The 25,030-nt window shown below is 66.8% G+C and carries 25 protein-coding genes; 18 read left to right on the top strand and 7 right to left on the bottom strand.

The features are described from left to right. Positions 1–6 precede the first annotated feature (6 nt). The 10 genes from rplO (at position 7) to LG380_RS08635 (ending at position 8,485) form a co-directional block, all read left to right on the top strand. Positions 7–450: a 50S ribosomal protein L15 gene (rplO, locus tag LG380_RS08680; protein WP_225764615.1), complete on the top strand. Its 444-nt coding sequence runs from the start codon at positions 7–9 to the stop codon at positions 448–450. A 7-nt stretch (positions 451–457) separates the two neighbouring features. After that, on the top strand, positions 458–1,813 hold the full coding sequence (secY, locus tag LG380_RS08675) for a preprotein translocase subunit SecY (protein ID WP_225764614.1): 1,356 nt from the start codon (positions 458–460) through the stop codon (positions 1,811–1,813). Positions 1,814–2,156: 343 nt separating this feature from the next. Next, positions 2,157–2,513: a 30S ribosomal protein S13 gene (gene rpsM, locus LG380_RS08670; protein WP_225764613.1), complete on the top strand. Its 357-nt coding sequence runs from the start codon at positions 2,157–2,159 to the stop codon at positions 2,511–2,513. 12 nt (positions 2,514–2,525) lie between these two features. Further along, the gene (rpsK, locus tag LG380_RS08665) at positions 2,526–2,915 is read left to right on the top strand and encodes a 30S ribosomal protein S11 (RefSeq protein ID WP_225764612.1); all 390 of its coding nucleotides are present in this window, start codon (positions 2,526–2,528) and stop codon (positions 2,913–2,915) included. 14 nt (positions 2,916–2,929) lie between these two features. Further along, entirely contained in the window at positions 2,930–3,559 is a 630-nt protein-coding gene (gene rpsD / locus LG380_RS08660; protein WP_225764611.1) for a 30S ribosomal protein S4, read from the top strand. Between the two features lie 54 nt (positions 3,560–3,613). Further along, positions 3,614–4,612, top strand: coding sequence for a DNA-directed RNA polymerase subunit alpha (gene rpoA / locus LG380_RS08655; RefSeq protein ID WP_225764610.1), 999 nt, complete (start codon positions 3,614–3,616; stop codon positions 4,610–4,612). Positions 4,613–4,812: 200 nt separating this feature from the next. Beyond that, a complete protein-coding gene (gene rplQ / locus LG380_RS08650; protein WP_225764609.1) occupies positions 4,813–5,196 on the top strand; it encodes a 50S ribosomal protein L17 in 384 nt (127 codons plus the stop codon). 144 nt (positions 5,197–5,340) lie between these two features. Beyond that, on the top strand, positions 5,341–5,856 hold the full coding sequence (locus tag LG380_RS08645) for a disulfide bond formation protein B (RefSeq protein WP_225764608.1): 516 nt from the start codon (positions 5,341–5,343) through the stop codon (positions 5,854–5,856). Between the two features lie 31 nt (positions 5,857–5,887). After that, positions 5,888–7,297 (top strand): 3-deoxy-7-phosphoheptulonate synthase class II, encoded by a 1,410-nt coding sequence (locus tag LG380_RS08640; RefSeq protein WP_225764606.1) that lies wholly within the window; start codon positions 5,888–5,890, stop codon positions 7,295–7,297. 57 nt (positions 7,298–7,354) lie between these two features. Continuing rightward, positions 7,355–8,485 (top strand): mechanosensitive ion channel domain-containing protein, encoded by a 1,131-nt coding sequence (locus LG380_RS08635; protein WP_225764605.1) that lies wholly within the window; start codon positions 7,355–7,357, stop codon positions 8,483–8,485. A 6-nt stretch (positions 8,486–8,491) separates the two neighbouring features. On the opposite strand, the gene LG380_RS08630 is transcribed toward LG380_RS08635, so the two are convergent. The 3 genes from LG380_RS08630 to typA form a co-directional block, all read right to left on the bottom strand. Further along, positions 8,492–10,066 (bottom strand): amidase, encoded by a 1,575-nt coding sequence (locus LG380_RS08630; protein ID WP_225766533.1) that lies wholly within the window; start codon positions 10,064–10,066, stop codon positions 8,492–8,494. Positions 10,067–10,148: 82 nt separating this feature from the next. Next, positions 10,149–10,568, bottom strand: a complete 420-nt coding sequence (locus LG380_RS08625) for a DUF2127 domain-containing protein (RefSeq protein ID WP_225766531.1) — start codon at positions 10,566–10,568, stop codon at positions 10,149–10,151. Between the two features lie 68 nt (positions 10,569–10,636). Further along, positions 10,637–12,466, bottom strand: a complete 1,830-nt coding sequence (typA, locus tag LG380_RS08620) for a translational GTPase TypA (RefSeq protein WP_225764603.1) — start codon at positions 12,464–12,466, stop codon at positions 10,637–10,639. Positions 12,467–12,675: 209 nt separating this feature from the next. Here typA and LG380_RS08615 point away from each other — a divergent pair, with 209 nt between their 5' ends. The 4 genes from LG380_RS08615 (at position 12,676) to LG380_RS08600 (ending at position 16,956) form a co-directional block, all read left to right on the top strand. Continuing rightward, positions 12,676–13,170 carry a peptidylprolyl isomerase gene (locus LG380_RS08615; protein WP_225764602.1) on the top strand — a complete coding sequence of 165 codons (495 nt, stop codon included), beginning with the start codon at positions 12,676–12,678 and terminating at the stop codon, positions 13,168–13,170. A 108-nt stretch (positions 13,171–13,278) separates the two neighbouring features. Next, positions 13,279–14,265 carry a malate dehydrogenase gene (locus LG380_RS08610; protein ID WP_225764601.1) on the top strand — a complete coding sequence of 329 codons (987 nt, stop codon included), beginning with the start codon at positions 13,279–13,281 and terminating at the stop codon, positions 14,263–14,265. Between the two features lie 204 nt (positions 14,266–14,469). Continuing rightward, positions 14,470–16,344, top strand: a complete 1,875-nt coding sequence (prpE, locus tag LG380_RS08605) for a propionate--CoA ligase (protein WP_225764600.1) — start codon at positions 14,470–14,472, stop codon at positions 16,342–16,344. Between the two features lie 126 nt (positions 16,345–16,470). Beyond that, on the top strand, positions 16,471–16,956 hold the full coding sequence (locus LG380_RS08600; RefSeq protein ID WP_225764599.1) for a hypothetical protein: 486 nt from the start codon (positions 16,471–16,473) through the stop codon (positions 16,954–16,956). Positions 16,957–17,034: 78 nt separating this feature from the next. On the opposite strand, the gene LG380_RS08595 is transcribed toward LG380_RS08600, so the two are convergent. The 4 genes from LG380_RS08595 to LG380_RS08580 form a co-directional block, all read right to left on the bottom strand. Next, positions 17,035–17,649 carry a glutathione S-transferase N-terminal domain-containing protein gene (locus LG380_RS08595; RefSeq protein ID WP_225764598.1) on the bottom strand — a complete coding sequence of 205 codons (615 nt, stop codon included), beginning with the start codon at positions 17,647–17,649 and terminating at the stop codon, positions 17,035–17,037. A gap of 61 nt (positions 17,650–17,710) precedes the next feature. Continuing rightward, positions 17,711–18,169, bottom strand: coding sequence for a cell wall hydrolase (locus LG380_RS08590; RefSeq protein ID WP_225764597.1), 459 nt, complete (start codon positions 18,167–18,169; stop codon positions 17,711–17,713). 307 nt (positions 18,170–18,476) lie between these two features. Then, positions 18,477–20,510, bottom strand: coding sequence for an NADPH-dependent 2,4-dienoyl-CoA reductase (locus LG380_RS08585; protein WP_225764596.1), 2,034 nt, complete (start codon positions 20,508–20,510; stop codon positions 18,477–18,479). 89 nt (positions 20,511–20,599) lie between these two features. After that, the gene (locus LG380_RS08580) at positions 20,600–21,625 is read right to left on the bottom strand and encodes a zinc-binding alcohol dehydrogenase family protein (RefSeq protein WP_225764595.1); all 1,026 of its coding nucleotides are present in this window, start codon (positions 21,623–21,625) and stop codon (positions 20,600–20,602) included. 350 nt (positions 21,626–21,975) lie between these two features. On the opposite strand from LG380_RS08580, the gene LG380_RS08575 reads away from it, so the two are divergent. The 4 genes from LG380_RS08575 to LG380_RS08560 all read left to right on the top strand — a co-directional run bounded on the left by LG380_RS08575 (position 21,976) and on the right by LG380_RS08560 (position 24,995). Beyond that, positions 21,976–23,082: an OmpA family protein gene (locus LG380_RS08575; RefSeq protein WP_225764594.1), complete on the top strand. Its 1,107-nt coding sequence runs from the start codon at positions 21,976–21,978 to the stop codon at positions 23,080–23,082. A 196-nt stretch (positions 23,083–23,278) separates the two neighbouring features. Further along, the gene (locus tag LG380_RS08570) at positions 23,279–23,776 is read left to right on the top strand and encodes a hypothetical protein (RefSeq protein ID WP_225764592.1); all 498 of its coding nucleotides are present in this window, start codon (positions 23,279–23,281) and stop codon (positions 23,774–23,776) included. A gap of 27 nt (positions 23,777–23,803) precedes the next feature. Continuing rightward, positions 23,804–24,577, top strand: a complete 774-nt coding sequence (locus LG380_RS08565; RefSeq protein WP_225764590.1) for a pseudouridine synthase — start codon at positions 23,804–23,806, stop codon at positions 24,575–24,577. 100 nt (positions 24,578–24,677) lie between these two features. Continuing rightward, a complete protein-coding gene (locus LG380_RS08560) occupies positions 24,678–24,995 on the top strand; it encodes a hypothetical protein (protein ID WP_225764587.1) in 318 nt (105 codons plus the stop codon). Positions 24,996–25,030: the final 35 nt, after the last annotated feature.

The following is a 25,030-nucleotide window of genomic DNA, read 5'->3' as shown; positions in this document are numbered from 1 at the left end:
TCGACCATGACTCTGCGTCTCAATGAACTGAGCCCGGCTCCGGGCGCCCGCACCGAGCGCACCCGCGTCGGTCGTGGTATCGGCTCCGGCCTGGGCAAGACCGCCGGCCGCGGCCACAAGGGTTCGTTCGCCCGCAAGGGTGGCGGCAAGATCAAGGCTGGCTTCGAAGGCGGCCAGACCCCCATGCAGCGCCGTCTGCCGAAGATCGGCTTCCGTTCGCCGATCGCCAAGGACACCGCTGAGGTGCTGCTGTACGCACTGGACAAGCTGCCGGCCGGCGAGATCGATTTCGCCGCCCTGCGTGCTGCCAAGCTGGTGCCGACCAGCGCCAAGAAGGCCAAGATCGTCCTCAAGGGCGAGCTGACCAAGGCCTTCACGCTGAAGGGCATTGCTGCCACGGCGGGTGCCAAGGCTGCGATCGAAGCTGCCGGCGGCAGCGTACAGGAGTAAGTGGGAAATGGCGCAAGCTGGCATCGGTAACCTCGCGGGCGGGATGGGCAAGTTCACTGAACTTCGCCAGCGTCTTCTGTTCGTACTCGGGGCATTGCTCGTCTATCGCATCGGCTGCTACGTGCCGGTGCCGGGCGTCAATCCCGATGCCATGCTTGCGCTGATGCAGGCGCAGGGCGGCGGTATCGTGGACATGTTCAACATGTTCTCGGGCGGCGCCCTGCACCGTTTCAGCATCTTTGCGCTGAACGTGATGCCGTACATCTCGGCATCGATCGTGATGCAGCTGGCGGTGCACATCTTCCCGGCGCTCAAGGCGCTGCAGAAGGAGGGTGAGTCCGGCCGGCGCAAGATCACCCAGTACTCGCGCATCGGCGCGGTGCTGCTGGCAGTGGTGCAGGGCGGCAGTATCGCCATGGCCCTGCAGAACCAGGTTTCTCCGGGCGGCGCCCCGGTCGTGTACGCACCCGGCATGGGCTTCGTGCTGACCGCGGTGATCGCGCTGACCGCCGGCACCATCTTCCTGATGTGGGTTGGCGAGCAGGTTACCGAGCGCGGCATCGGCAACGGTGTTTCGCTGATCATCTTCGCCGGCATCGTGGCCGGCCTGCCGGCCGCCGTGATCCAGACCGTCGAGGCCTACCGCGACGGCAACATGAGCTTCATCTCGCTGCTGATCATCGCGCTGCTGGTGCTGGCGTTCACCTATTTCGTGGTGTTCGTCGAGCGTGGCCAGCGCCGGATCACGGTGAACTACGCGCGCCGCCAGGGTGGCCGCAACGCGTACATGAACCAGACCTCGTTCCTGCCGCTGAAGCTCAACATGGCAGGCGTGATCCCGGCGATTTTCGCCTCGTCGATCCTGGCCTTCCCGGCGACGCTGGCGATGTGGTCCGGCCAGGCCAGCCAGGCGACCTGGCTGCAGCGCATCGCCAATGCGCTGGGCCCGGGCGAGCCGCTGCACATGATCGTGTTCGCGGGTCTGATCACCGGCTTTGCGTTCTTCTATACCGCGCTGGTGTTCAACAGCCAGGAGACCGCCGACAACCTGAAGAAGTCCGGGGCGCTGATTCCGGGCATCCGTCCGGGCAAGGCAACCTCCGAGTACATCGATGGCGTCCTGACGCGTCTGACCGCGGCCGGCTCGCTGTACCTGGTGATCGTCTGCCTGTTGCCGGAGATCATGCGCACCCAGCTCAACGCCTCGTTCTACTTCGGCGGCACCTCGCTGCTGATCGTGGTGGTGGTGGTGATGGACTTCATCGCACAGATCCAGTCGCACCTGATGAGCCACCAGTACGAAAGCCTGCTCAAGAAGGCCAACCTCAAGGGTGGCAATCGCGGCGGTTTCGCTCGCGGCTGATTTACTGTAAGATTCCGTCTCCTTGCGTGAAGGCCCCCGGTTCCCGGTCGCGGCCTTCCAGACAGAAGGGCGGCCCCTGCAGCGGTTCCGGGTGGGGGTGTGATGTGGTGGTTCCGCGCGGGAGTAGCGCGGGCGGCGGTGGCGGGGTTTGCCATCACCAACGACATCCGGCGCCGGAGCATGGGCACACTCCCCATGCCGGGTCCATGGAACCTTCTGGTTCCACGGACTTCCAGATAAACCGGAACCTTGTTAGAATCGCTAGTTCACTTTTTTGATCCATCCTGCCGGATTGGCGTGCCCTCGCGCGCGTTCGGCCATCACTCAGCTGGAGAACCGCGTCATGGCGCGTATTGCAGGCGTCAACCTGCCAGCCCAGAAGCACGTCTGGGTCGGGTTGCAAAGCATTTACGGCATCGGCCGTACCCGTTCGAAGAAGGTCTGCGAATCCGCAGGCGTTGCTTCGACCACCAAGATCCGCGATCTGTCGGAGCCGGAAATCGAGCGCCTGCGCGCCGAGGTCGGCAAGTACATCGTCGAGGGTGACCTGCGTCGCGAGATCGGCATTGCCATCAAGCGCCTGATGGACCTGGGCTGCTACCGCGGTCTGCGTCACCGTCGCGGCCTGCCGCTGCGTGGCCAGCGTACCCGTACCAACGCCCGCACCCGCAAGGGTCCGCGCAAGGCGATCAAGAAGTAAGGGACATAGAAAATGGCCAAGCCTGCTGCTAAGACCAAGAAGAAGATCAAGCGCGTCATCACTGATGGCGTCGCCCACGTCCACGCTTCTTTCAACAACACCATCGTCACCATCACCGACCGCCAGGGCAATGCGCTTTCCTGGGCGACCTCGGGTGGTGCCGGTTTCCGTGGTTCCCGCAAGTCGACCCCGTTTGCCGCCCAGGTTGCCGCCGAAAAGGCCGGCAAGGCTGCGCTGGACTACGGCGTGAAGTCGCTGGAAGTCCGCATCAAGGGTCCGGGTCCGGGCCGTGAGTCGGCCGTGCGTTCGCTGAACAACGTCGGCTACAAGATCACCAACATCATCGACGTGACGCCTATCCCGCACAACGGGTGCCGTCCGCCGAAGAAGCGTCGCGTCTAAAGGAGCGATAAGAAATGGCTCGTTATATCGGTCCTACCTGTAAGCTCGCCCGTCGCGAAGGCGCCGACCTCTCGCTGAAGAGCCCGGCCCGCGCCCTGGACTCCAAGTGCAAGCTGGAGCAGAAGCCCGGCCAGCACGGCGCCACCGCCCGCAAGGGCAAACTGTCCGACTACGCCACCCAGCTGCGTGAAAAGCAGAAGGTCAAGCGTATCTACGGCCTGCTGGAGCGCCAGTTCCGCAACTACTACAAGAAGGCCTCGACCAAGAAGGGCAACACCGGCGAGAACCTGCTGCAGCTGCTGGAAACCCGTCTGGACAACGTCGTCTACCGTATGGGCTTCGCCGTCACCCGTCCGGCTGCCCGCCAGCTGGTCAGCCACCGCGGCGTCACCGTCAACGGCAAGTCCGTGAACCTGGCTTCGTACCAGGTCAAGGCTGGCGACGCGATCGCCCTGTCGGAGAAGGCCCAGAAGCAGCTGCGCGTGCAGGAAGCCCTGACCGTGGCCGAACAGCACGACATGAGCCCGTCCTGGGTTGAGGTCGATGCCAAGAAGTTCAGCGGCATCTTCAAGGCTGTTCCGGATCGCGCCGACCTGCCTTCGGATATCAACGAAGCGCTGATCGTCGAGTTGTATTCGAAGTAATTCACATTGGAGAACCTCCGGGCCGCACCGGAGGTTCGCAGGAGAACCCGCAACATGACGGTTACCGCCAACCAGGTTCTGCGTCCTCGCGGTCCGCAGATCGAACGCCTTACCGAGACCCGCGCCAAGGTCGTCATCGAGCCCTTGGAGCGTGGTTACGGGCATACGCTGGGCAACGCCCTGCGTCGCGTGCTGCTGTCGTCCATCCCGGGCTTCGCCATCACTGAAGTCGAGATCGACGGCGTGCTGCACGAGTACACCACCGTCGAAGGGTTGCAGGAGGACGTGCTCGAAGTCCTGCTGAACCTGAAGGACGTGGCAATCCGCATGCATTCCGGTGACAGCGCCACCCTGTCGCTGTCCAAGCAGGGCCCGGGCATCGTTACCGCGGCCGACATCAAGGTCGACCACAACGTCGAGGTCATCAATGGCGATCACGTGATCTGCCACCTGACCAAGGACGTGGCGCTGAACATGCGCCTGAAGGTCGAGCGCGGCTTCGGCTACCAGCCGGCTGCCTCGCGCCGTCGTCCGGACGAAGAAACCCGTGCCATCGGCCGTCTGGTCCTGGACGCCTCGTTCTCGCCGGTGCGCCGTGTCGCCTACGCCGTGGAAGCGGCGCGCGTCGAGCAGCGTACCAATCTGGACAAGCTGGTGCTGGACATCGAGACCAACGGCACGATTGACGCCGAGGAAGCCGTGCGCACCGCCGCCGACATCCTCAGCGACCAGCTGTCGGTGTTCGGTGACTTCACCCACCGCGACCGCGGTGCAGCCAAGCCGGCCAACAACGGCGTGGATCCGGTGCTGCTGCGCCCGATCGACGACCTCGAGCTGACCGTGCGTTCGGCCAACTGCCTGAAGGCCGAGAGCATCTACTATATTGGTGATCTGATCCAGAAGACCGAAGTGGAGCTGCTCAAGACCCCGAACCTCGGCAAGAAGTCGCTCACCGAGATCAAGGAAGTGCTGGCCCAGCGTGGCCTGTCGCTCGGCATGAAGCTGGAGAACTGGCCGCCGGCTGGCGTCGCCAGCCACGGCATGCTGGGTTGATGATGTAGAATCCGGCGCCCTGCATGGATGACATGCAGGGCGTCGTATTTGTTTCAGGCTTTACCCGTCCGACGGACACAAAGTCCGCGGCAGGTTGTCCAGGAGGGATGACCAGGACCATCCGCAGTCCATGTTGCAACGCCTGGAAGGCGACAGCGATCCACAACAGCCACACCATTCATCCATAGGAAACAACGACCATGCGTCACCAGAAATCCGGCCGCAAGTTCAGCCGCACCAGCGCCCATCGCGAAGCGATGTTCAAGAACATGGCGGCCTCGCTGATCAAGCACGAGCTGATCAAGACCACCCTGCCGAAGGCCAAGGAACTGCGCCGCGTCGCCGAGCCGCTGATCACCCTGGCCAAGGTTGACAGCGTCGCCAACCGCCGCCTGGCCTTTGCGCGCCTGCGCGACAAGGAAGCGGTCGGCACCCTGTTCACCACCTTGGGTCCGCGCTACGCGAACCGTCCGGGTGGCTACCTGCGCATCCTGAAGTGCGGCTTCCGCGCTGGCGACAACGCTCCGATGGCCTACGTCGAGCTGGTTGACCGTCCGGCCGTTTCCGAGGAAGTGGCCGAGTAATCGGTAGCTGTCCGACAGATGTCTGCGAGAAGCCCGGGCCCGTCCCGGGCTTTTCCATCTCTGGCGCCAGTCAGTTGCATACGGCGGCTGGCAGGCGGGGAGTGGCCTGTTAATCTTGCCGTCTGATCCTAGCGAGCGTTGCTGATGAATCCGTTGCGTTGGAGTTTCCGTAGCCAGTTCCTGCTGGGTTTCCTGGTGTGTGCGGGCCTGCTGGGCTATGCGATCTTCATGCAGCTGCAGATGGGCCTGGAACCTTGCCCGCTGTGCATTTTCCAGCGGCTGGCATTCGCCGCGCTGGGCCTGCTGTTCCTGATCGGCGCGCTGCATGGCCCGGCCGACGGGGCAGGGCGCAAGACCTACGGCACGCTGGCCTTCATCGCCGCGGCCATCGGTATCGGCATCGCCGGTCGCCACGTGTGGGTGCAGGTGATGCCGCGCGATGCGATGTCCAGCTGCGGCCCGCCGCTGAGCTTCCTGAGCGAGACCATGGGCCCGCTGGAAGTGCTCCGTACCGTGCTTACCGGCACCGCCGACTGCGGCAACATCGACTGGACCTTCGTGGGCCTGAGCATGCCGATGTGGAGCCTGGTGTGGTTCGTGCTGCTCGCCGCATGGGCGCTGGTAGCCGGCTGGCGCCGTCGTGCGCCGCGCCTTGCCTGACCTTTTTATACCCCCTACTGGAAACACCCTGATGAATTCCCCGGATCGCAGTCCTTCGCCCCTCCACCTGCCGGTCGCGTGGGCGCCGGACAGCTGGCGTGGCCGCGTGGGCCTGCAGATGCCGACCTACCCGGACGCCGCCGCGCTGGACGCGGCGCTGTCCGAGCTGCGCCAGTTGCCACCGCTGGTGACCTCGTGGGAGATCTTCGCGCTCAAGCAGCAGCTGGCCGAGGCGCAGGAGGGGCGTCGCTTCCTGCTGCAGGGCGGGGACTGCGCCGAGAACTTCAGCGATTGCGAGTCGGGCACCATCTCCAACCGGCTCAAGGTCCTGCTGCAGATGAGCCTGGTGCTGGTGCACGGCCTGCGCAAGCCGGTGATCCGCGTCGGCCGCTTCGCCGGGCAGTACGCCAAGCCGCGTTCGGCCGACACCGAGACCCGCGATGGCGTGACCCTGCCCAGCTACCGCGGCGACGTGGTCAACGGCCCGGCCTTCACCGCCGAGGCGCGCACGCCCGATCCGCGGCGCATGATCAGCGCGCACTCGCGCTCGGCCATGACCATGAACTTCGTGCGGGCGCTGATCGACGGCGGCTTTGCCGACCTGCACCATCCCGAATACTGGAACCTCAACTGGGTGCGCTATTCGCCGCTGGCCGGCGAGTACCAGAAGATGGTGGCCGACATCGGCGATGCGGTGCACTTCATGGAGACGCTGTCCGGCTCGCAGGTGCACAACCTCAACCGCATAGATTTCTACACCTCGCACGAGGCCCTGCTGCTGCCGTACGAGGAAGCGCTGACCCGGCAGGTGCCGCGCCAGTCGGGCTGGTTCAACCTGTCCACCCATTATCCTTGGATCGGCATGCGCACCGCCGCGCTCGATGGTGCGCACGTGGAGTACTTCCGCGGCATCCGCAACCCGATCGCGATCAAGGTCGGCCCGTCGGTGCAGCCGGACCAGCTGCTGCGCCTGATCGACGCGCTCAACCCGGACGACGAGCCGGGCCGCCTGACCTTCATCCACCGCATGGGCGCGGCGCAGATCGCCGACAGGCTGCCGCCGCTGCTGGAATCGGTGCGCCGTGACGGCCGCCGGGTGCTGTGGGTCTGCGATGCCATGCACGGGAATACGGAGAGCACCGCCAACGGCTACAAGACGCGGCGCTTCGGCAACATCCTGCAGGAACTGGAGCAGTCGTTCGAGCTGCACGCCGCGGCTGGCACCCGCCTGGGCGGCGTGCACATGGAGCTGACCGGCGAGGATGTCACCGAATGCACCGGTGGCGCACGCGAGCTGACCGAGCGCGACCTGGAGCGTGCCTACCGCTCTACCGTCGATCCCCGCCTGAACTACGAGCAGTCGCTGGAGATCGCCATGGCCATCGTGCGCAAGCAGCGCCAGCTGCAGGACGCCGGGGCGCAGGGGCCGGCGACGACGTAACGCTCATTCCCGTCCGGGCATCCTGTAGCGCCTGACTTTCCTGAAGGGAACGCTGGCGTGATGACGGACTGGGAAATGCTGCAGCCCTACGTACTGCCGCTGGGTGCGGCGGTACTGGCGGGCATGGTGGGCTGGTCACTGCTGCTGTGGCTGTTCAAACGCATGCAGGGCCGCGATTACCGGCGGGCTCGCATCATCCGCGTGCTCAGCCTGCCGCTGGCATTCGCGCTGCCGCTGCTGTTCCTCAACGCCGCTGTCGAGGCCACGCCGCTGGCGGGCAGGACGCTTGAGGCCACCCGCCACGTGCTGCAGATCGGCCTGGTCGGCTGCGTGACCTGGCTGCTGGTGCGGGTGGTGGCCGCGGTCGAACTGGCGATCCGCCGCAGCCATCCCATCGACGTGGTGGACAATCTCGAGGCGCGGCGCATCCAGACCCAGACCCGGGTAATCTCGCGCGTGCTGATGGGCGCGATCATCCTGCTCGGCACCTCGATCGTGCTGCTCAGCTTCGACCCGGTGAAGCAGATCGGCCGCACCCTGCTGGCCTCGGCCGGCATCGTCGGCCTGGTCGCCGGTATCGCGGCAAAGCCGGTGTTCGGCAACCTGATCGCTGGCCTGCAGATCGCGTTGACCCAGCCGATCCGCCTGGACGACGTGGTGATCGTCGAGGGCGAGTGGGGCCGCATCGAGGAGATCGGCAGTTCCTACGTGGTGGTGCGGATCTGGGACGAGCGGCGCATGGTGGTGCCGCTGTCGTGGTTCATCGAGAACCCGTTCCAGAACTGGACCCGGCGCAGCGCCGACCTGCTGGGTACCGCCTTCCTGTGGCTGGATTACCGCACGCCGGTGGCGGCGGTGCGCCAGGAGCTGGAGCGCATCTGCCACAACGAGCCGCTGTGGGACGGCCGGGTCTGCGTTACCCAGGTCACCGAGACCAGCGAACAGACCATCCAGGTGCGACTGCTGGTGAGCGCGCGCAATTCCGGCGACGCCTTCGACCTGCGCTGCCTGGTGCGCGAACGCATGATCGACTTCCTCGTGCGCGAGCACCCGTACGCCTTGCCGCGGCTGCGCGCGCAGGTGGAAACGGAGGTGGGACCGGCGCCGAGCCTGCGCCGGCCCTCGGGCGATGGCGTGCGTTCGCCCGGTGCCGAGGACGGGCCGCCGGCGGTGGTGCCGGAAGCCTGAGGACGGTCAGGGAAGCGGCGCGGAGTCCAGCGCCGGCGGCACCCGTGCCCGGGTGCGCTGCTCATAGGCGTAGGCGAGGTTGAGCAGGCGCGGCTCGCTCCAGGCCTTGCCCATGAACAGCAGGCCCAGCGGCAGCCCATTGGTGCTGCCCATCGGTACGGTGATGCTGGGATAGCCGGCCACCGCTGCTGCGCTGTAGCCGGCGCCGGGGAAGTCGTCGCCATTGACCGGGTCGGTGACCCAGGCCGGACCGGTAGTGGGGACGATCAGCGCATCCAGCCGGTCGGCCTGCAGCGCGGCGTCGATGCCCTGCGGGCCGGCCAGCCGTCGCGCCTGCATGCGCGCCCCGATGTAGGCCGGGTCGGAGAGGCCGGGGGCGGCCTGCGCCTGTTCCAGCAGCTCCTGGCCGAAGAACGCCAGTTCCCGGTCGGCATTGCGCTGGTTGAACTCGATCAGCTCGGCCAGCGACTGGATGGGCGCCTCGTGGTTGACCAGGTAGCGCTCCAGTCCGGCCTTGAACTCGGCCAGCAGCACCTGCAGCTCGGCCTCGTCCCACTCCCCGTCGGTGGGCAGCGCGGTCTGGATCACCGTGGCGCCGGCATCGCGCAGGACCTGCATGGCCTGGTCCAAGGTGGCGGCCACGGCCGGGTGCTCGTTGAGCGGATTGCGCACCAGGCCAAGTCGCGCACCGCGCAGTGCGCCCTCGTCCAGTCGAGCGGCAAGGTCGAACACCGCCTGGCCGGGGCGGGTGGCGGTGGCCGGATCCTCCGGATCATGCCCGGCCATCGCTGACAGCAGCAGGGCGGCATCACGGACGCTGCGGGTCATGGGCCCGGCCGTGTCCTGGCTGAAGGAGATCGGGATGATGCCGCTGCGGCTGACCAGTCCTACCGTCGGCTTGAGCCCGACCAGGCCGGTCACCGCCGCCGGGCAGGCGATGCTGCCGTCGGTCTCCGTGCCCACGCCGGCGACGGCCAGGTTGGCTGCCACTGCGGCCGCCGTACCCGAACTGGAGCCGCACGGGTTGTGCGTCAGCGAATACGGATTGCGGGTCTGCCCGCCACGGGCGCTCCAGCCGGAGGTCGAGCGAGTGGAGCGGAAGTTGGCCCACTCGCTCAGGTTTGTCTTGCCCAGGATCACCGCCCCGGCGTCGCGCAGGCGGCTGACCACGAAGGCGTCCTCCGGGCGGAAGCCTTCCAGTGCCAGCGAGCCGGCCGTGGTGCTCATGGGCAGCGCGCCGATGTTGTCCTTGATCACCAGCGGGATGCCATGCAGTGGGCCGCGCAGGCGGCCATTGCGGCGCTCCTCGTCCAGCCTGGCCGCCTCCTTCAGGGCATCGGGGTTGAGCTCGATGATCGCGCGCAGCCGCGGGCCGGCGCGATCGATCGCGGCGATGCGGTCCAGGTAGGCACGGGTGAGGGTGGTGCTGTCCACTTCACCGGCGGTCATGCGCGCCTGCAGCCCGGTGATGTCGACTTCGGCATAGGCGAAGGGGGCGGTGGACGCAGTGGTGCCGCTGGCGGCGGCCTGGGGGGCTTCGGCCTGGCAGCCGCACAGCGCGGCAGCAATGACCAGTGGCATTGCAAGGCGACGGATCATCGGATTCCCTCTGGAAGCCAGCAGGCTAACCAGCAGGTATCGGCTTGGCAAACGTGGATGCCGCTCACGCGGCGATGGGGCTGCGGCGCCGGCGCAGGTCCTGCGCCAGGACCGCCACCACCAGCAGGTTCACGGCCAGCAGCGCGGACGAGGCCACGCCGGGATGGCGGACGATGGCGTAGACGTCCAGCGGCAGGTAGATCGCCGCGGAGATGCAGCCCAGCCACGACGCCCAGGCGCGCGAGCGCCACAGGCCCCAGGCCTCGGCCACGCGGACGAGCCCGTACACCGCCAGCAGGGCGGCGGCCAGGTTCACGGCATCGGGGGTGATCTGGTCCAGTACGGACACGGTTGCGCCGCGTTCGGCGTCCAGGCCCAGGCGTGCGAGCAGCTCGTGCACGCCGTGGCGAAGCGGTTGCGGACCGGCGAGGGCCAGTCCGGCCGCGGCCAGCAGGGCGAGTATCGCCTTGCCGGCTTCCATCATTGCGATGGCCAGCACTCCCGGGTTGCGCACGGCATTGCCGGCGGGAGTGCCCCTTCCCCGCATGCCGATCAACCGGCGCGCGAGGCCTTCTTGCGGTCGCTTTCGGTCAGGAACTTCTTGCGCAGGCGGATTTCCTTCGGGGTGATTTCCACCAGCTCGTCGTCGTCGATGAAGTCCAGTGCCTGTTCCAGGGTGAACTTGATCGCCGGGGTCAGCTGGATCGCATCGTCCTTGCCCGAAGCGCGCATGTTGGTCAGCGGCTTGGTCTTGATCGCATTGACGGTCAGGTCGTTGTCCTTGGAATGGATACCGATCAGCTGGCCTTCGTACACGTTGTCGCCTTCAGCAGCGAACAGCTTGCCGCGTTCCTGCAGCGGCCCCAGCGAATAGGCGGGGGTGGTGCCCGGGGCGTTGGCAATCATTACGCCGTTCTGGCGCTTTGCGATGGCGCCCTGTTCCTTCGGGCCGTAATGGTCGAACACGTGGAACAGCAGGCCCGAACCCTGGGTCAGGGTCTTGAACTCGTTCTGGAAGCCGATCAGGCCACGCGCCGGGATCTTGAAGTCCAGGCGCACGCGGCCCTTGCCGTCCGGCTCCATGTTCTCGAGGATCGCCTTGCGGGTGCCGAGCTTCTCCATCACGCCGCCCTGGTGCTGCTCCTCGATGTCCACCACCAGCTGCTCGATCGGCTCCATCCACTGGCCGTCGATCTGCTTGATGATCACTTCCGGACGCGACACGGCCAGCTCGTAGCCTTCGCGGCGCATGTTCTCGATCAGCACCGACAGGTGCAGCTCGCCACGGCCGGAAACCAGGAACTTGTCAGCGTCTTCCAGCTGCTCGACCTTCAGCGCGACGTTGTGCACGGTCTCGCGTTCCAGGCGCTCCTTGAGCTGGCGGCTGGTCAGGAACTTGCCACCGGACAGGTCCTTGTTGCCGGCGAACGGCGAGTTGTTGACCTGGAAGGTCATGGAGATGGTCGGCTCGTCGACGGTCAGCGCCGGCAGCGCTTCCGGGGCTTCCAGCGCGCACACGGTGTCGGAGATGGTGAGCTCGGCGATGCCGGAGATGGCAACGATGTCGCCGGCCTGGGCCTCCTCGACCTCGATGCGTTCCAGGCCCATGAAGCCCAGCACCTGCAGGACCTTGCCCTGGCGCTTCTTGCCCTCACGGTCGATCACGATCACCGGCTGGTTCTTCCTGACCTTGCCGCGCTGGATGCGGCCAATGCCGATCACGCCGACGAAGTTGTTGTAGTCCAGCTGGCTGATGCGCATCTGGAACGGGCCATCGGCCTCGACCTGCGGCGCCGGCACGTACTTCATGATCGCTTCGTACAGCGGGGTCATGTCGCCGTCGCGCACGGTGTCTTCCAGGCCGGCGTAGCCGTTCAGGCCCGAGGCGTAGACGATCGGGAAGTCCAGCTGCTCATTGGTGGCGCCGAGCTTGTCGAACAGGTCGAACACCTGGTCGATCACCCACTCCGGACGCGCGCCCGGACGGTCCACCTTGTTGACCACGACGATCGGCTTGAAGCCCATCGCGAAGGCCTTCTGGGTCACGAAGCGGGTCTGCGGCATCGGGCCGTCCATCGCGTCGACCAGGATCAGCACCGAGTCGACCATCGACAGCACGCGCTCCACCTCGCCGCCGAAGTCGGCGTGTCCGGGGGTGTCGACGATGTTGATGCGGTTGCCCTGCCAGGTGATGGCGGTGTTCTTGGCCAGGATGGTGATGCCGCGTTCCTTTTCCTGGTCATTGCTGTCCATCACGCGTTCGGCCAGCACGGTGCGTTCGGACAGGGTGCCGGACTGCTTCAGGAGCTGGTCGACGAGGGTGGTCTTGCCGTGGTCGACGTGGGCGACGATGGCGATGTTGCGAAGGTTTTCGATGGACATGCGAAAGGGGGCCAGTCGGCGCCGGAGGGGAAAAGGAAGCCGAGTATTATACGGAATCACGGGCCATTCGCGGAAACCGCTTCACTGCAGGGTCCTTGGCCCATTCAGCTGGGCCCGGAACGCCCGCTCGGCGCTGTTCCCGCGGCGCCCGGCCGGGTCGGCGGGTGTATCCTATTGGGCTCATAAAACGCCCGTACCCAAGGATCTCCATGTCCCTGATCGCCAATTTCGACACCTCCCGCGGCCTGATCAAGGTCGAGCTGTTCGCCGACAAGGCGCCGCTGACCGTGGCCAACTTCGTGAACCTCGTCCAGCGCGGTTTCTACGACGGCCTCAACTTCCACCGGGTGATTGCCGATTTCATGATCCAGGGCGGCTGCCCGGAAGGTTCGGGCCGCGGTGGCCCGGGCTACCGTTTCGAGGACGAGACCAACAATGGCGTGAAGCACGAGCGCGGTTCGCTGTCGATGGCCAATGCCGGCCCGAACACCAACGGCTCGCAGTTCTTCATCACCCACATCAAGACCGACTGGCTGGACGGCCGCCACACCGTGTTCGGCAAGGTGCTGGAAGGCCAGGACGTGGTCGATGCGGTCAAGCAGGGCGACGCCATCAACAAGATCACCATCGAGGGTGACGTCGACGCCGCGCTGGCCGCCAAGGCCGACCGCGTCGCCGAGTGGAACAAGATCCTCGCCGCCTGAATCAAATCGGCCACCCATCCGAGTGGCCATCCCGACCCGGGCATGTGGCATGGCACCCGCGCCGCCCCCTGTCCACACCACCAAGTTACATAGCAGAGGAAATCCCCCATGAAAGCACCCGTACGTGTCGCCGTGACCGGCGCTGCCGGCCAGATCGGCTACGCCCTGCTGTTCCGCATCGCTTCCGGCGAAATGCTGGGCAAGGACCAGCCGGTCATCCTGCAGTTGCTCGAGCTGGACAATGAGAAGGCCCAGGCCGCGCTGCAGGGCGTGGTGATGGAGCTGGAAGACTGCGCGTTCCCGCTGCTGGCCGGCGTGGTCACCACCGCCGACCCGCTGGTCGCCTTCAAGGACGTCGACGTCGCCCTGCTGGTCGGCGCCCGTCCGCGCGGCCCGGGCATGGAGCGCAAGGACCTGCTGCTGGAAAACGCCAAGATCTTCACCGTGCAGGGCAAGGCCCTGAACGCCGTCGCCAAGCGTGACGTCAAGGTGCTGGTGGTCGGCAACCCGGCCAACACCAACGCCTACATCGCCATGAAGTCGGCCCCGGACCTGGATCCGAAGAACTTCACCGCGATGCTGCGCCTGGACCACAACCGCGCGCTGTCGCAGCTGGCCGCCAAGACCGGCAAGACCGTCGACTCGTTCGAGAAGTTCACCGTGTGGGGCAACCACAGCCCGACCATGTACCCGGACTACCGCTTTGCCACCACCGGCGGTGCCTCGGTCGCCGAGCTGATCAACGACCAGGAATGGAACGCCAACACCTTCATCCCGACCGTCGGCAAGCGCGGCGCCGCGATCATCGCCGCCCGTGGCCTGTCCTCGGCTGCCTCGGCTGCCAACGCCGCCATCGACCACATCCATGACTGGGTGCTGGGTTCGAACGGCAAGTGGGTCACCATGGGCGTTCCGTCCGATGGTTCCTACGGCATCCCGGAAGGCGTGATGTTCGGCTTCCCGGTGACCACCGAGAACGGCAAGTACACCATCGTCAAGGACCTGCCGATCGACGACTTCTCCAAGAAGTACATCGACATCACCCTGGCCGAGCTGGAAGAAGAGCGCGCCGGCGTGGCCGACCTGCTGGGCTGACCCGCCCCGCAAACGCGACACCGAAAACGCCGGGCTTGCCCGGCGTTTTCCTTTTGCGCCATACGCAAGCGCGGGTTCCGCCCGTGCTGGCAGCCCTGCCGCGGAACTGCGACCACCGCCTGTCACCCTACGACCATTGTCGGAAGGAGCCCCCGATTTGCCGGGCGTATGCTCGATCGCACACAACGCAGTGCGGGAGGAATCGTGGGATACGAAGAGGTCTACCGCCGTTCCATCGAGGAGCCGGTGGCATTCTGGGCCGAGCAGGCGCAGGCCATTTACTGGCACAGGCCGCCGCAGCAGATCCTGGATTATTCCAACCCGCCGTTCCGGCGCTGGTTCGTCGGCGGGGAAACCAACCTCTGCTACAACGCGGTGGACCGGCACCTGGCCGGTCGCCCCGACCAGCTGGCGCTGGTGGCGGTATCCACCGAGACCGGGGTTACCCACGAGGTCACCTACCGCCAGCTGTATCGCGAAGTGAACGCCTTTGCCGCCGTGCTGCAGCGCCTGGACGTACAGCGCGGCGACCGCGTCGTCATCTACATGCCCAACATGGCCGAGGCGGTGTACGCGATGCTGGCCTGCGCCCGCATCGGCGCCATCCACTCGGTGGTGTTCGGCGGCTTTGCCGCGCACAACCTGGCACTGCGCATCGACGATGCCCGGCCCAAGCTGCTGATCGCCGCCGATGCCGGCATGCGCGGCGGCAAGGTGATCCCGTACAAGGCCATGGTCGATACCGCCTGCGCCGAGGCCAAGAGCCCGCCGCCGAACGTGCTGATCGTGTCGCGCGGGCTGGACCCGGCCGAGCCGCGCCTGGCCGGCCGCGACCACGACTACGCCAGCCTCCGCGCCAAGGTTGGAGATGCCGAGGTGCCCGTGCAGTGGCTGGAGTCCAACGAGCCCAGCTACCTGCTGTACACCTCCGGCACCACCGGCAAGCCCAAGGGCGTGCAGCGCGACGTCGGCGGCTATGCGGTGGCGATGGCGCAGTCGATGCGCACCGTGTTCGACTGCGCGCCGGGGCAGGTGATGTTCACCACCTCCGACGTCGGCTGGGCGGTGGGCCACTCCTACAACGTCTACGGCCCGCTGATCGGCGGCTGCACCTCGCTGCTGTACGAGGGGCTGCCGGTCAATCCGGATGCGGGCATCTGGTGGTCGCTGTGCGAGAAGTACGGCGTGCGCACGCTGTTCTCCTCGCCCACGGCGATCCGCGTGCTGAAGAAGCACGATCCGTCTTTCATCGAGCGCCGTGACCTGTCCGCGCTCAAGTACCTGTTCCTGGCCGGCGAGCCGCTGGACGAGCCCACCGCGACCTGGATCAGCGACGTGCTCGGCAAGCCGGTGATCGACAACTACTGGCAGACCGAGACCGGCTGGCCAGCGCTTACCCTGTTGCCGGGGCTGGACATGAAACCGGTGAAGTTCGGTTCGCCGGGCTTCCCCAACCTCGGTTACCGGATGAAGGTGATCGACGAGCAGACCGGCGACGAGGTCCGGCCGGGCCAGAAGGGCGTGCTGGTGATCCAGCCGCCGCTGCCGCCGGGGTGCATGAGCACGGTCTGGCAGGACGACCAGCGCTTCCTCGACAGCTACTTCAGCCACTTCAGGGAGCTGCTGTACAGCTCGCTGGACTGGGCGATCCGCGACGAGGACGGCTACACCTTCATCCTTGGCCGCACCGACGACGTCATCAATGTCGCCGGGCACCGGCTGGGCACGCGCGAGATCGAGGAGGCCATCTCCGGGCACCCGGCGGTTGCCGAGGCCGCGGTCATCGGCGTCAAGGACGAGCTCAAGGGCCAGGTACCTATGGCCTTCGTCACCCTGAAGCAGTCGCGCGATGATCCCCGCGAGGCGGTGTCGCAGATGGTGGCCAGGGTGGTCGAACAGCTCGGCGCCGTCGCACGCCCGGCCCACGTGCATGTGGTCAATGCACTCCCGAAGACCCGTTCAGGTAAGCTGTTGCGGCGTTCGCTGCAGGCACTGGCCGAGCAGCGTGACCCCGGCGACCTGTCGACGCTCGACGATCCCGGGGCACTGGAGGAAATCCGCCGCGCACTGGGGAAGTAGCGCGGCGATCCAGGCACGGCCGTGCCGGCGATCGCAAGGGGGAAGGGGCCGCGCCGGTGGCAGGAAAGTGCCTGCGCCGCGTGGCGTCTTTGACATGCGAATGCCGTGACACAGGGGGAACTGGGAATGGCACTGATCTATGCCAAGACCGAGGCTGGCCGTCAGGAAATCGAGGATCGGGGGCGGCGGCTGCCGCTGGCGTTGCGTTCGATCCTGCTGATGGTCGATGGCAGCCGTAACGAGGATGAACTCAGGCAAATGGGGCTGAACCTGCGCGCGCCGGATGACGCGGTGGCGCAGCTGGCCGAGATGGGGCTGATCGAGGTGGTCGGCGGCAAGCCCGCCGCAGCCCCGGTCGTGCTGGCCACGGCCACCATCGCCAATGATCCGGACCGCTACCGTGAGCTGTACGACTGGATGAGCGAGTCGGTGCGCAGGAATCTGGGCCTGAAGGGCTATTTCCTGCAGTTGAAGATCGAGCGGGCGCAGACCGCCATCGAGCTGGAAAAGCTGTGGCCGGACGTGGCTGATGCCTTTGCCCGGGCCAAGAGCCACGCCTTTGCCTCGCGCTGGCTGGAAGAAACCCGCCAGCGGGTGCTGCAGTACGCCTGAACGCGGACGGCCGCCCTCTGGGGCGGCCGTCCGGCATTCAATTGACCCGCGTAGCGGTGGCGCAGCGGGCGCCCGTGCTCAGGCCAGGCCCTCGGTACGCAGCGCGGCCTGCACCCCGGCGTCCTGCACCATCTTCTGCTCGAAGCGCTGCAGGGCGTCCAGGCCATCGAGGTTCACGCCGGTGGCGCGGGCCCAGCGTGCGGTGACATATATATAAGCGTCGGCGATCGAACGCTGGCCGCCGGCAATCCACGCGTTGCCGGCCAGCTGTGCGTCCACGCGCTCGTACAGGCCGCGCAGGCGCTGGCGGGCATGTTCCTGGGTGCGGGCGATCATCGCCGCGTCTTCCAGGTAGCGGGTCGAACCGAAGATCGGATGGAACGCCGGGTGGATGTCGGCATTGGCCAGCGACAGCCAGCGGTTGACCTCTGCCCGCTGGCGCGCGTCCCTACCGCCGTCCAGCGCCGCATCCGGCGCCTTCTCGGCGATGTAGTGCAGGATCGCCGCGTTCTGGGTCAGCACCCAGTCGCCGTCCACCAGCACCGGCACGGCGCCGGCGGGGTTGAGCTTGAGGTATTCGGGCGACTTCATCGTCGCCGCATCCACCACCTGCACCTCGAAGGGCAGGCCAGACCACTGCAGGGCGATGTGGTCGGCCAGGGAGCAGGCACCGGGCTTGGTGTAGAGCTTCATGGACAATCCTTGGTGAAGGGGACCGGGGTTATCCAGCGCCCGCGCGGGCCGGCACAGTGCCTCAGGAGGCGCGCGGCCTGAGCGTCTGCACCTTGTAGAAGGTGTGGCTGCCGATGGTCGCCACCTGGTAGGCGTTACGCCAGCTCGGGCTGGCGATCGACAGCGCGGCGAAGTGGCTGGCGCCCGGGACGATCTCCTGGCGCTTGTCAGCCGGCAGCGACCAGTTGCGCTCGGCGGCGAAGGCGACGTTCATCGCTTCCACCCAGGCGTCGGTGTTCTTCAGGCGGGTGCCCGGGGCCACGATGGTCGGAGCGAACTGCTTGCGGGCAGTGACCACCTGGCACATCGAGTCACCCCACAGCCCGCTTTCAAGCCGGCGCAGTGCGACCTCGGCGACAGCCTGCTGGCCGCGCGGGGTCTGGTCGCGGGCTTCCAGGTAGACGGTCGTGCTGAGGCACAACGAGTCGGCGGCCGGCTGCGGCAGGACTTGCGACAGCCAGAGGATCCAGGCCAGTTTCATGTTTCTCCTTGCTCCGTGTGGGCCGTGCCCGCCCTGTCACCACGTGGGTGGGAGAGGGAAGAGGACACCGGCTTGGCGTCATGGGGAGGTGGCCATCGGGGCCACCCCGTGGCGGTCCCTCGTGGAGGGCCGCGCCGGCTCACCGGAACTGGCTGGTGAGCGAAGTGCGCGCAAGGTAGGGGGCTTACCCCAAATCGTTCCTGAATGGGGCTTGTTGACATTCAGCCGGGAGTTCCGGCCGGTCGAGGCCCATCCGCTACTCCGGAAAAGGCGGCGAAGGCGGCAAAAACCACGAAATCCATCACATTTACAGGGTCGCGGCGAGCCTGCTGCCCTGGTTGATCGCTCGCTTGGCGTCCAGTTCGGCGGCCACATCGGCGCCGCCGATCAGGTGCGAAGTCTTGCCCAGCGCGGTCAGGTCATCGACCAGATCGCGCCGCGGCTCCTGGCCGGCACAGACGACCACGGTGCCCACGTCCAGGGTCTGCTCGCTGCCGTGGACGCGGATGTGGAGGCCGCTGTCGTCCACGCCGAGGTACTCCACACCGCCCAGCATCTTCACGCCCTTGGCCTTGAGCGTGCTGCGATGGATCCAGCCGGTGGTCTTGCCCAGCCGTGCGCCCGGCTTGCCGGGGCTGCGCTGCAGCAGCCACACCTGCCGCGCCGGAGCCTCCGGTACTGGCCTGGTCAGCGCGCCGCGCGCCTCGAAGCTGGGGTCCACCCCCCATTCGGCCATCCAGCGGCTGGTATCCAGCGACGGCGATTCGCCCTCGTGGACCAGGAACTCGCCGACGTCAAAGCCGATGCCGCCGGCGCCAATGATGGCGACCTTGCCGGCAGCCTCCACCCGCCCCAGCAACACGTCCAGGTAGCTGACGACCATCGGGTGGTCCGCACCGGGGAAGTCGACCTTGCGCGGCACGATGCCGGTGGCCAGCACCACTTCGTCGAACCCCGCCAGCGCCGCGGCATCCACCTTGGTATCCAGCCGCACCTCGACGCCGGTTTCGGCCAGCTTGTAGCGGAAGTAGCGCAGCGTCTCGTGGAACTCCTCCTTGCCGGGGATGCGCTTGGCCACGTTGAACTGTCCGCCGATCTCGCTGGCCGCGTCGAACAGGGTGACGTGGTGGCCGCGTTGGGCGGCCACGGTCGCGCAGGCCAGGCCGGCGGGGCCTGCGCCGACCACGGCGAGCTTCTTCGGCGCACTGGTCGGCAGGTAGTTCAGCTCGGTCTCGTAGCCGGCACGCGGGTTGACCAGGCAGGTGGCGCGCTTGTTGGCGAACACGTGGTCCAGGCAGGCCTGGTTGCAGGCAATGCAGGTGTTGATGCTTTCGGGCTTGCCGGCGCGCGCCTTGTTCGGCCACTGCGGATCGGCCAGCAGCGGGCGCGCCAGCGACACCATGTCGGCCTGGCCCTCGGCGAGGATGCGCTCGGCCACCTCGGGCATGTTGATGCGGTTGACCGCCACCACCGGCACGTTCACGTGCGGGCGCAGCTTGGCGGTGACCCCGGCAAAGGCCGCGCGCGGCACCGAGGTGGCGATGGTCGGGATGCGCGCCTCGTGCCAGCCGATGCCGGAATTGATGATCGTGGCACCGGCGGCTTCGATCGCCTTGGCCTGCTGCACGATTTCCTCCCAGTTGCTGCCGTCCTCGACCAGGTCAAGCAACGACAGCCGGTAGATGATGATGAAGTCCGGGCCGCAGGCCTCGCGGATGCGGCGCACGATCTCCACCGCAAAGCGCATGCGGCGACCAGGATCGCCGCCCCAGGCGTCGTCGCGCTTGTTGGTACGCGCGGCGATGAACTGGTTGATCAGGTAGCCCTCCGAGCCCATGACCTCCACACCGTCATAGCCGGCCTCGCGCGCGAGCCGGGCCGCCCGGGCGTAGTCGGCAATGTGGCGCTCGACCCCCCGCGCGCTGAGCGCGCGCGGGGTGAACGGATTGATCGGCGCCTTCAGCTTCGACGGCGCCACCTGCAGCGGGTGGTAGCCATAACGTCCGGCGTGCAGCAACTGCAGGCAGATCCTGCTGCCGTGTTCGTGCACGGCAGCGGTCACCTGGCGATGCCGGCCCACTTCCCACGGCCAGGACAGCTTGCTGCCGAATGGCGCCAGCCAGCCCACCAGGTTCGGGGCGAAGCCCCCGGTCACGATCAGTCCGACGCCGCCGGCGGCGCGCTCGGCGAAGTAGGCCGCCAGCTTGGGGAAATCGGCCGCGCGGTCTTCCAGCCCGGTGTGCATGGAGCCCATCAGCACGCGGTTGCGGATCTGGGTGAACCCCAGGTCCAGCGGGCTGAACAGATGCGGGTAGGCGGCGGATTCGGCGGCTGGCGACATGATGGATACGCTTGCGTACGGGAGGCGGCAGGGTGCCGTCAAATCCCCGGGCTGGCAAGGGCAGGCGGCGCGACCGCCGGTGCGAGCGCTTACGGCCAGCCGGCCAGGGCGAGCTTGCCGACGGTCCGCCCCGACTCCAGCCGGCGGTGGGCTTCACGCAGGTTGGTCGCGTTGATCGGCTTCAGGGTTTCGGTCAGCGTGGTGCGCAGCTCCCCGGCATCCACCAGGCTGGCGGTACGGGCGAGGATGCGGTGCTGCTCGATCATGTCGGCAGTGCGGAAGCGCGCGCGGGCGAACATGAATTCCCAGTGGATGCCGATGCACTTGGCCTTGTATGGATCGCCGATGCGCAACTCGCTGGCCGGCTCCACGATCAGGCCCACGTGTCCCTGCGGTGCCAACAGCTCACCCAGCTGCTGCCAGTACGCGTCGGTGCTGGCGAAATTCAGCGCAACTTCCACCTGCTGCACACCGAGCGCTGCCAGTTGCGGCTGCAGGGGCTGGCGATGGTCGATCACGTGGTCGGCACCCATCTGCCGGCACCACGCCTGGCTTTCCTCGCGCGACGCAGTGGCAATGACGGTAAAGCCGGCATGTTTGCCCAGCTGGATGGCGATGGAACCGACGCCGCCGGCGCCAGCAACCACCAGCAGGTGCTCTCCACGGTGGTGCGCGCCGTCGAACTGCAGCGGCATGCGCTGGAACATCAGTTCCCACGCCGTCAGCGTGGTCAGCGGCAGCGCTGCGGCCTCGACAAAATCCAGCGTCGCCGGCTTGCGCGCAACGATGCGCTCGTCCGCCAGCTGGTATTGCGCGTTGCTGCCGGGACGGGTGACGTCGCCGGCGTAATAGACCTCGTCGCCCGGGGCAAAGGCAGTGACATCGGGGCCCACCGCCTCGACCACGCCGGCAGCATCAAACCCGAGCACGCGCGGAGCCGGCTCGACGCCTGGCCTGGGCGCACGCAGTTTGGTGTCGACCGGATTTACCGAGATCGCCTCCACGCGCACCAGCAGGTCCTGGCCCTGCGGCTGGCCGGGGTGTGGAATTTCCACGTCGATCAGCGAATCGGGGTTTTCAATGGGCAGGTAATGCGTCAGACCAACGGCTTTCATCGCCACTCCTGAACAAAACGGGTAACCGGATCATACGGTTATCGCGTTTGCCCCATTGAGCCTGGACCGTCATTCCTTGGCTGGCGACGTACGCAGGCGGATGCGATGGGTGGGGTGCTGCGCAATGTCTTGGTGCGCCGGCCTCTTGCCGTTTTTCACCAAGCTGTATACGTTGCGCAGGTTCGGCGCGGAATGGAAAGAGTGATGTTATGGGGCCGTTAACGTGGTCTTCACTTCCCAGAGCATAAGGTTCGCCGCGATGGCGTTGGAAACGGCCGTCCCCACACGACGAAACAATTAGCTGGACCAAGCCTCCACCGGTTTAATACCCCCGAAAAGGAGTTGTATTCATGAACAAGAAGATTCTTACCGCTGCACTGCTGGGCAGCCTGGCGTTCGCGCAGGCGGCTTCGGCGCAGGAGTTCGATGACCGCTGGTACCTGACCGGTTCGGCCGGCTTCAACTTCCAGGACAGCGACCGTCTGACCAACGACGCTCCGTTCGTCACCCTGGGCCTGGGCAAGTTCATCAGCCCGACCTGGTCGCTGGACGGCGAGCTGAACTATCAGAACCCGAATTTCGATGCCAACCAGGATCTGAACTGGAGCCAGTACGGCATCTCGCTGGACCTGCGTCGCCACTTCATCCAGGAAGGCCGCGGTTGGAATCCCTACATCCTGATGGGCCTGGGCTACCAGAAGGCTGAAGAAGAGTACGTGATCAACAGCCCGGCCTCGCCGGCGCAGCGCGAAGACGGCAACCTGGCTGCCAAGGTCGGTGTCGGTCTGCAGACGACCTTCGACAAGCGCGTCGCTGTTCGCGCCGAGCTGGCCTACCGCGCCGACTTCGACGACACCAGCGTCAACCCGACCCTGGCTGGCAACGAGGAAGACTGGTTCGGTGACGTGCTGGCTTCGGTCGGCGTCGTGATCCCGCTGGGCCCGGCCCCGGCTGCTGCCCCGGCCCCGGCCCCGGCTCCGGTCGCCCCGAGCTGCGCCGACCTGGACGACGACGGTGACGGCGTCAACAACTGCGACGACCGCTGCCCGGATTCGCAGCCCGGTCAGACCATCGGTCCGGACGGCTGCCCGGTGCCGGTCTCGATCGACCTGAAGGGCGTCAACTTCGACTTTGACAAGGCCACCCTGCGTCCGGACGCCGTGGCGATCCTGGGCGAAGCCGCCGAGATCCTGAAGCGTTACCCGGACCTGCGCGTTGAAGTCGCCGGCCACACCGACTCGAAGGGTACCGACGAGTACAACCAGAAGCTGTCGGAGCGTCGCGCTACCGCCGTGTACAACTACCTGCAGCAGAACGGCGTCGATGCCTCGCGCATGGTCGGCCCGATCGGCTACGGCGAGAGCCGCCCGATTGCCCCGAACACCAACGAGGATGGTTCGGACAATCCGGAAGGCCGTGCGAAGAACCGTCGCACCGAGCTGAACGTCCAGAACTGATCTGACGTTGCAGTGATCCAGACAGGGCCCGGCATTGCCGGGCCCTGTTTTTTTGCGCCTTGGAAAATGCGATGCGGACTTGGCGATGAGCGGCCCGGAACCCCGCGTTGCGCCGCAGGAATGCCCCGCAAATGCTTGAAAGCAAAACGGGGGGTGCCTACACTCGCCGCGTCCCCCGTGCAATGGAAGTTCCCCGATGCTGCGTACCGTGATGGCTGGCGTGATTGGCCTGGCCCTGATCCCCGCCGCCCATGCGGCTGTCGACTGCACGGCCACCAGCATCAAGCCGGTGACCCTGCCCGAAACCGTTGTCGCGCCGGTGGCTTCCGAGCTGCACACCCGCCCGGCCCAGCTGGGTGCACCGGCCGGCGTGCTGAGCTCCACTGACAGCCAGGAGCAGTCGGTGGACCAGGTGCTGATGCGCGCGCAGGTCGAAGACTGCCGCACGCTGGCCGCGGCTGCGCCAGCACAGCCGGCGATCAGCGCCAACGAGCCGGCCGCCTACAAGCCGCAGACCGAGTTCGACAACACGCCGTGGCGCTTTGACATGAGCCAGAACGGCAAGCGCATGACCGCCGAGGAATTCGACGCCTGGATGAAGTCGCGTGGCGTGCGCGTGGTCAAGGCGCGCCCGGCGGCCCCGGTGGCCCCGGTGGCCGGAGCTCCGGCCGAGACGCCCGTCGAAACCAAGTAAGCGGCTGCCCGCTGGCGGCCATCAGGCATGGCCGAGCGACGCCATCCCCCTGTACGTTCCACGACCCGGCGCCCCGCGGCGCCGGCCGATGGCGTGCGCCATGGCCTTGCCCGTGTGCTTTCCAAGGCCGGGCTGTGCTCGCGCAGCGAGGCCGCGCGCTGGATCGAGGCCGGGCGGGTCAGCGTTGATGGCCGTGTCATCCGTGATCCCGAATTCCCCGTCATCCGCGAGCGCCAACGCGTCAGTGTCGATGGCGCGCCGCTGCATGAGGGCAGGCGCTGGTACCTGATGCTCAACAAGCCGCGCGGCCTGGTGACGACGGTGCAGGACGAGCGCGGCCGCGACACAGTCTACCGCTGCTTGGATGGCGCCGGCCTGCCGTGGCTGGCACCGGTCGGCCGGCTGGACAAGGCCAGCGAAGGACTGCTGTTCTTCAGCAATGACCCGGAGTGGGCGGCGCGTCTGACCGATCCGCGCACCGGTCCGGAAAAGACCTATCACGTGCAGGTCGATGCCGTGCCGACGGCCGAACAACTGCAAGCCATGTGCGCCGGCGTGGTTGATGCCGGCGAGCACCTGGCGGCCAGCCGCGTGACCCTGCTGCGCTCGGGCACCCGCAATGCGTGGCTGGAGGTGGCACTGGACGAGGGCCGCAACCGGCATATCCGCCGCCTGCTGGCCACGCTGGGGCTGGACGTGCTGCGGCTGGTGCGGGTGGCGATCGGCCCGGTCCAGCTGGGCGAGCTGGGCAAGGGGCAGTGGCGCGAGCTCGATCCAGCTGAATTGGCGGCGCTGCGCTGATTGCTAATTCCGCGTGCACGAAATGTGAGGGCGGTGTGATTCCTGGAGGTGGACCTTGGCTAGAGTCTTGGCCGGGGGATCCATCCGGGGAGAATTACCAATGCAGTCAGCAGCAATCCGCAAGGCAACGGGCGTTGCCCTTTTCATAATGGGTCTGGCCGTGGCCGGCGCTTCGCAGGCCGCAAAGCCCGAGGCGACCGAAGCCAGGCCGGCAGCCGGGCAAGCCCAGCAGCCGGCGCCCGAAGCGCGTGATGGTCGCGGTGCCTACCGTTTCCACATGCAGCAGGAAGGACGCAAGATGAGCGCCGAAGAATTCGACGCATGGATGAAGTCCAACGGCATCCGCGTGGCCAAGGGCAAGCCCGCAGCCGGCGGTGGTGATGACGCTGGCCTGGCCAACGCGGCGAAGGACAAGTAAGAAAAAAAGGCGCCGGAACCGGCGCCTTTTTGTTT

This window comes from Stenotrophomonas sp. Marseille-Q4652 (genome assembly GCF_916618915.1).
Classification (GTDB): domain Bacteria; phylum Pseudomonadota; class Gammaproteobacteria; order Xanthomonadales; family Xanthomonadaceae; genus Stenotrophomonas.
Note: the sequence above shows the minus strand (reverse complement) of the source record. Positions and strands in the feature narration are given on the sequence as shown.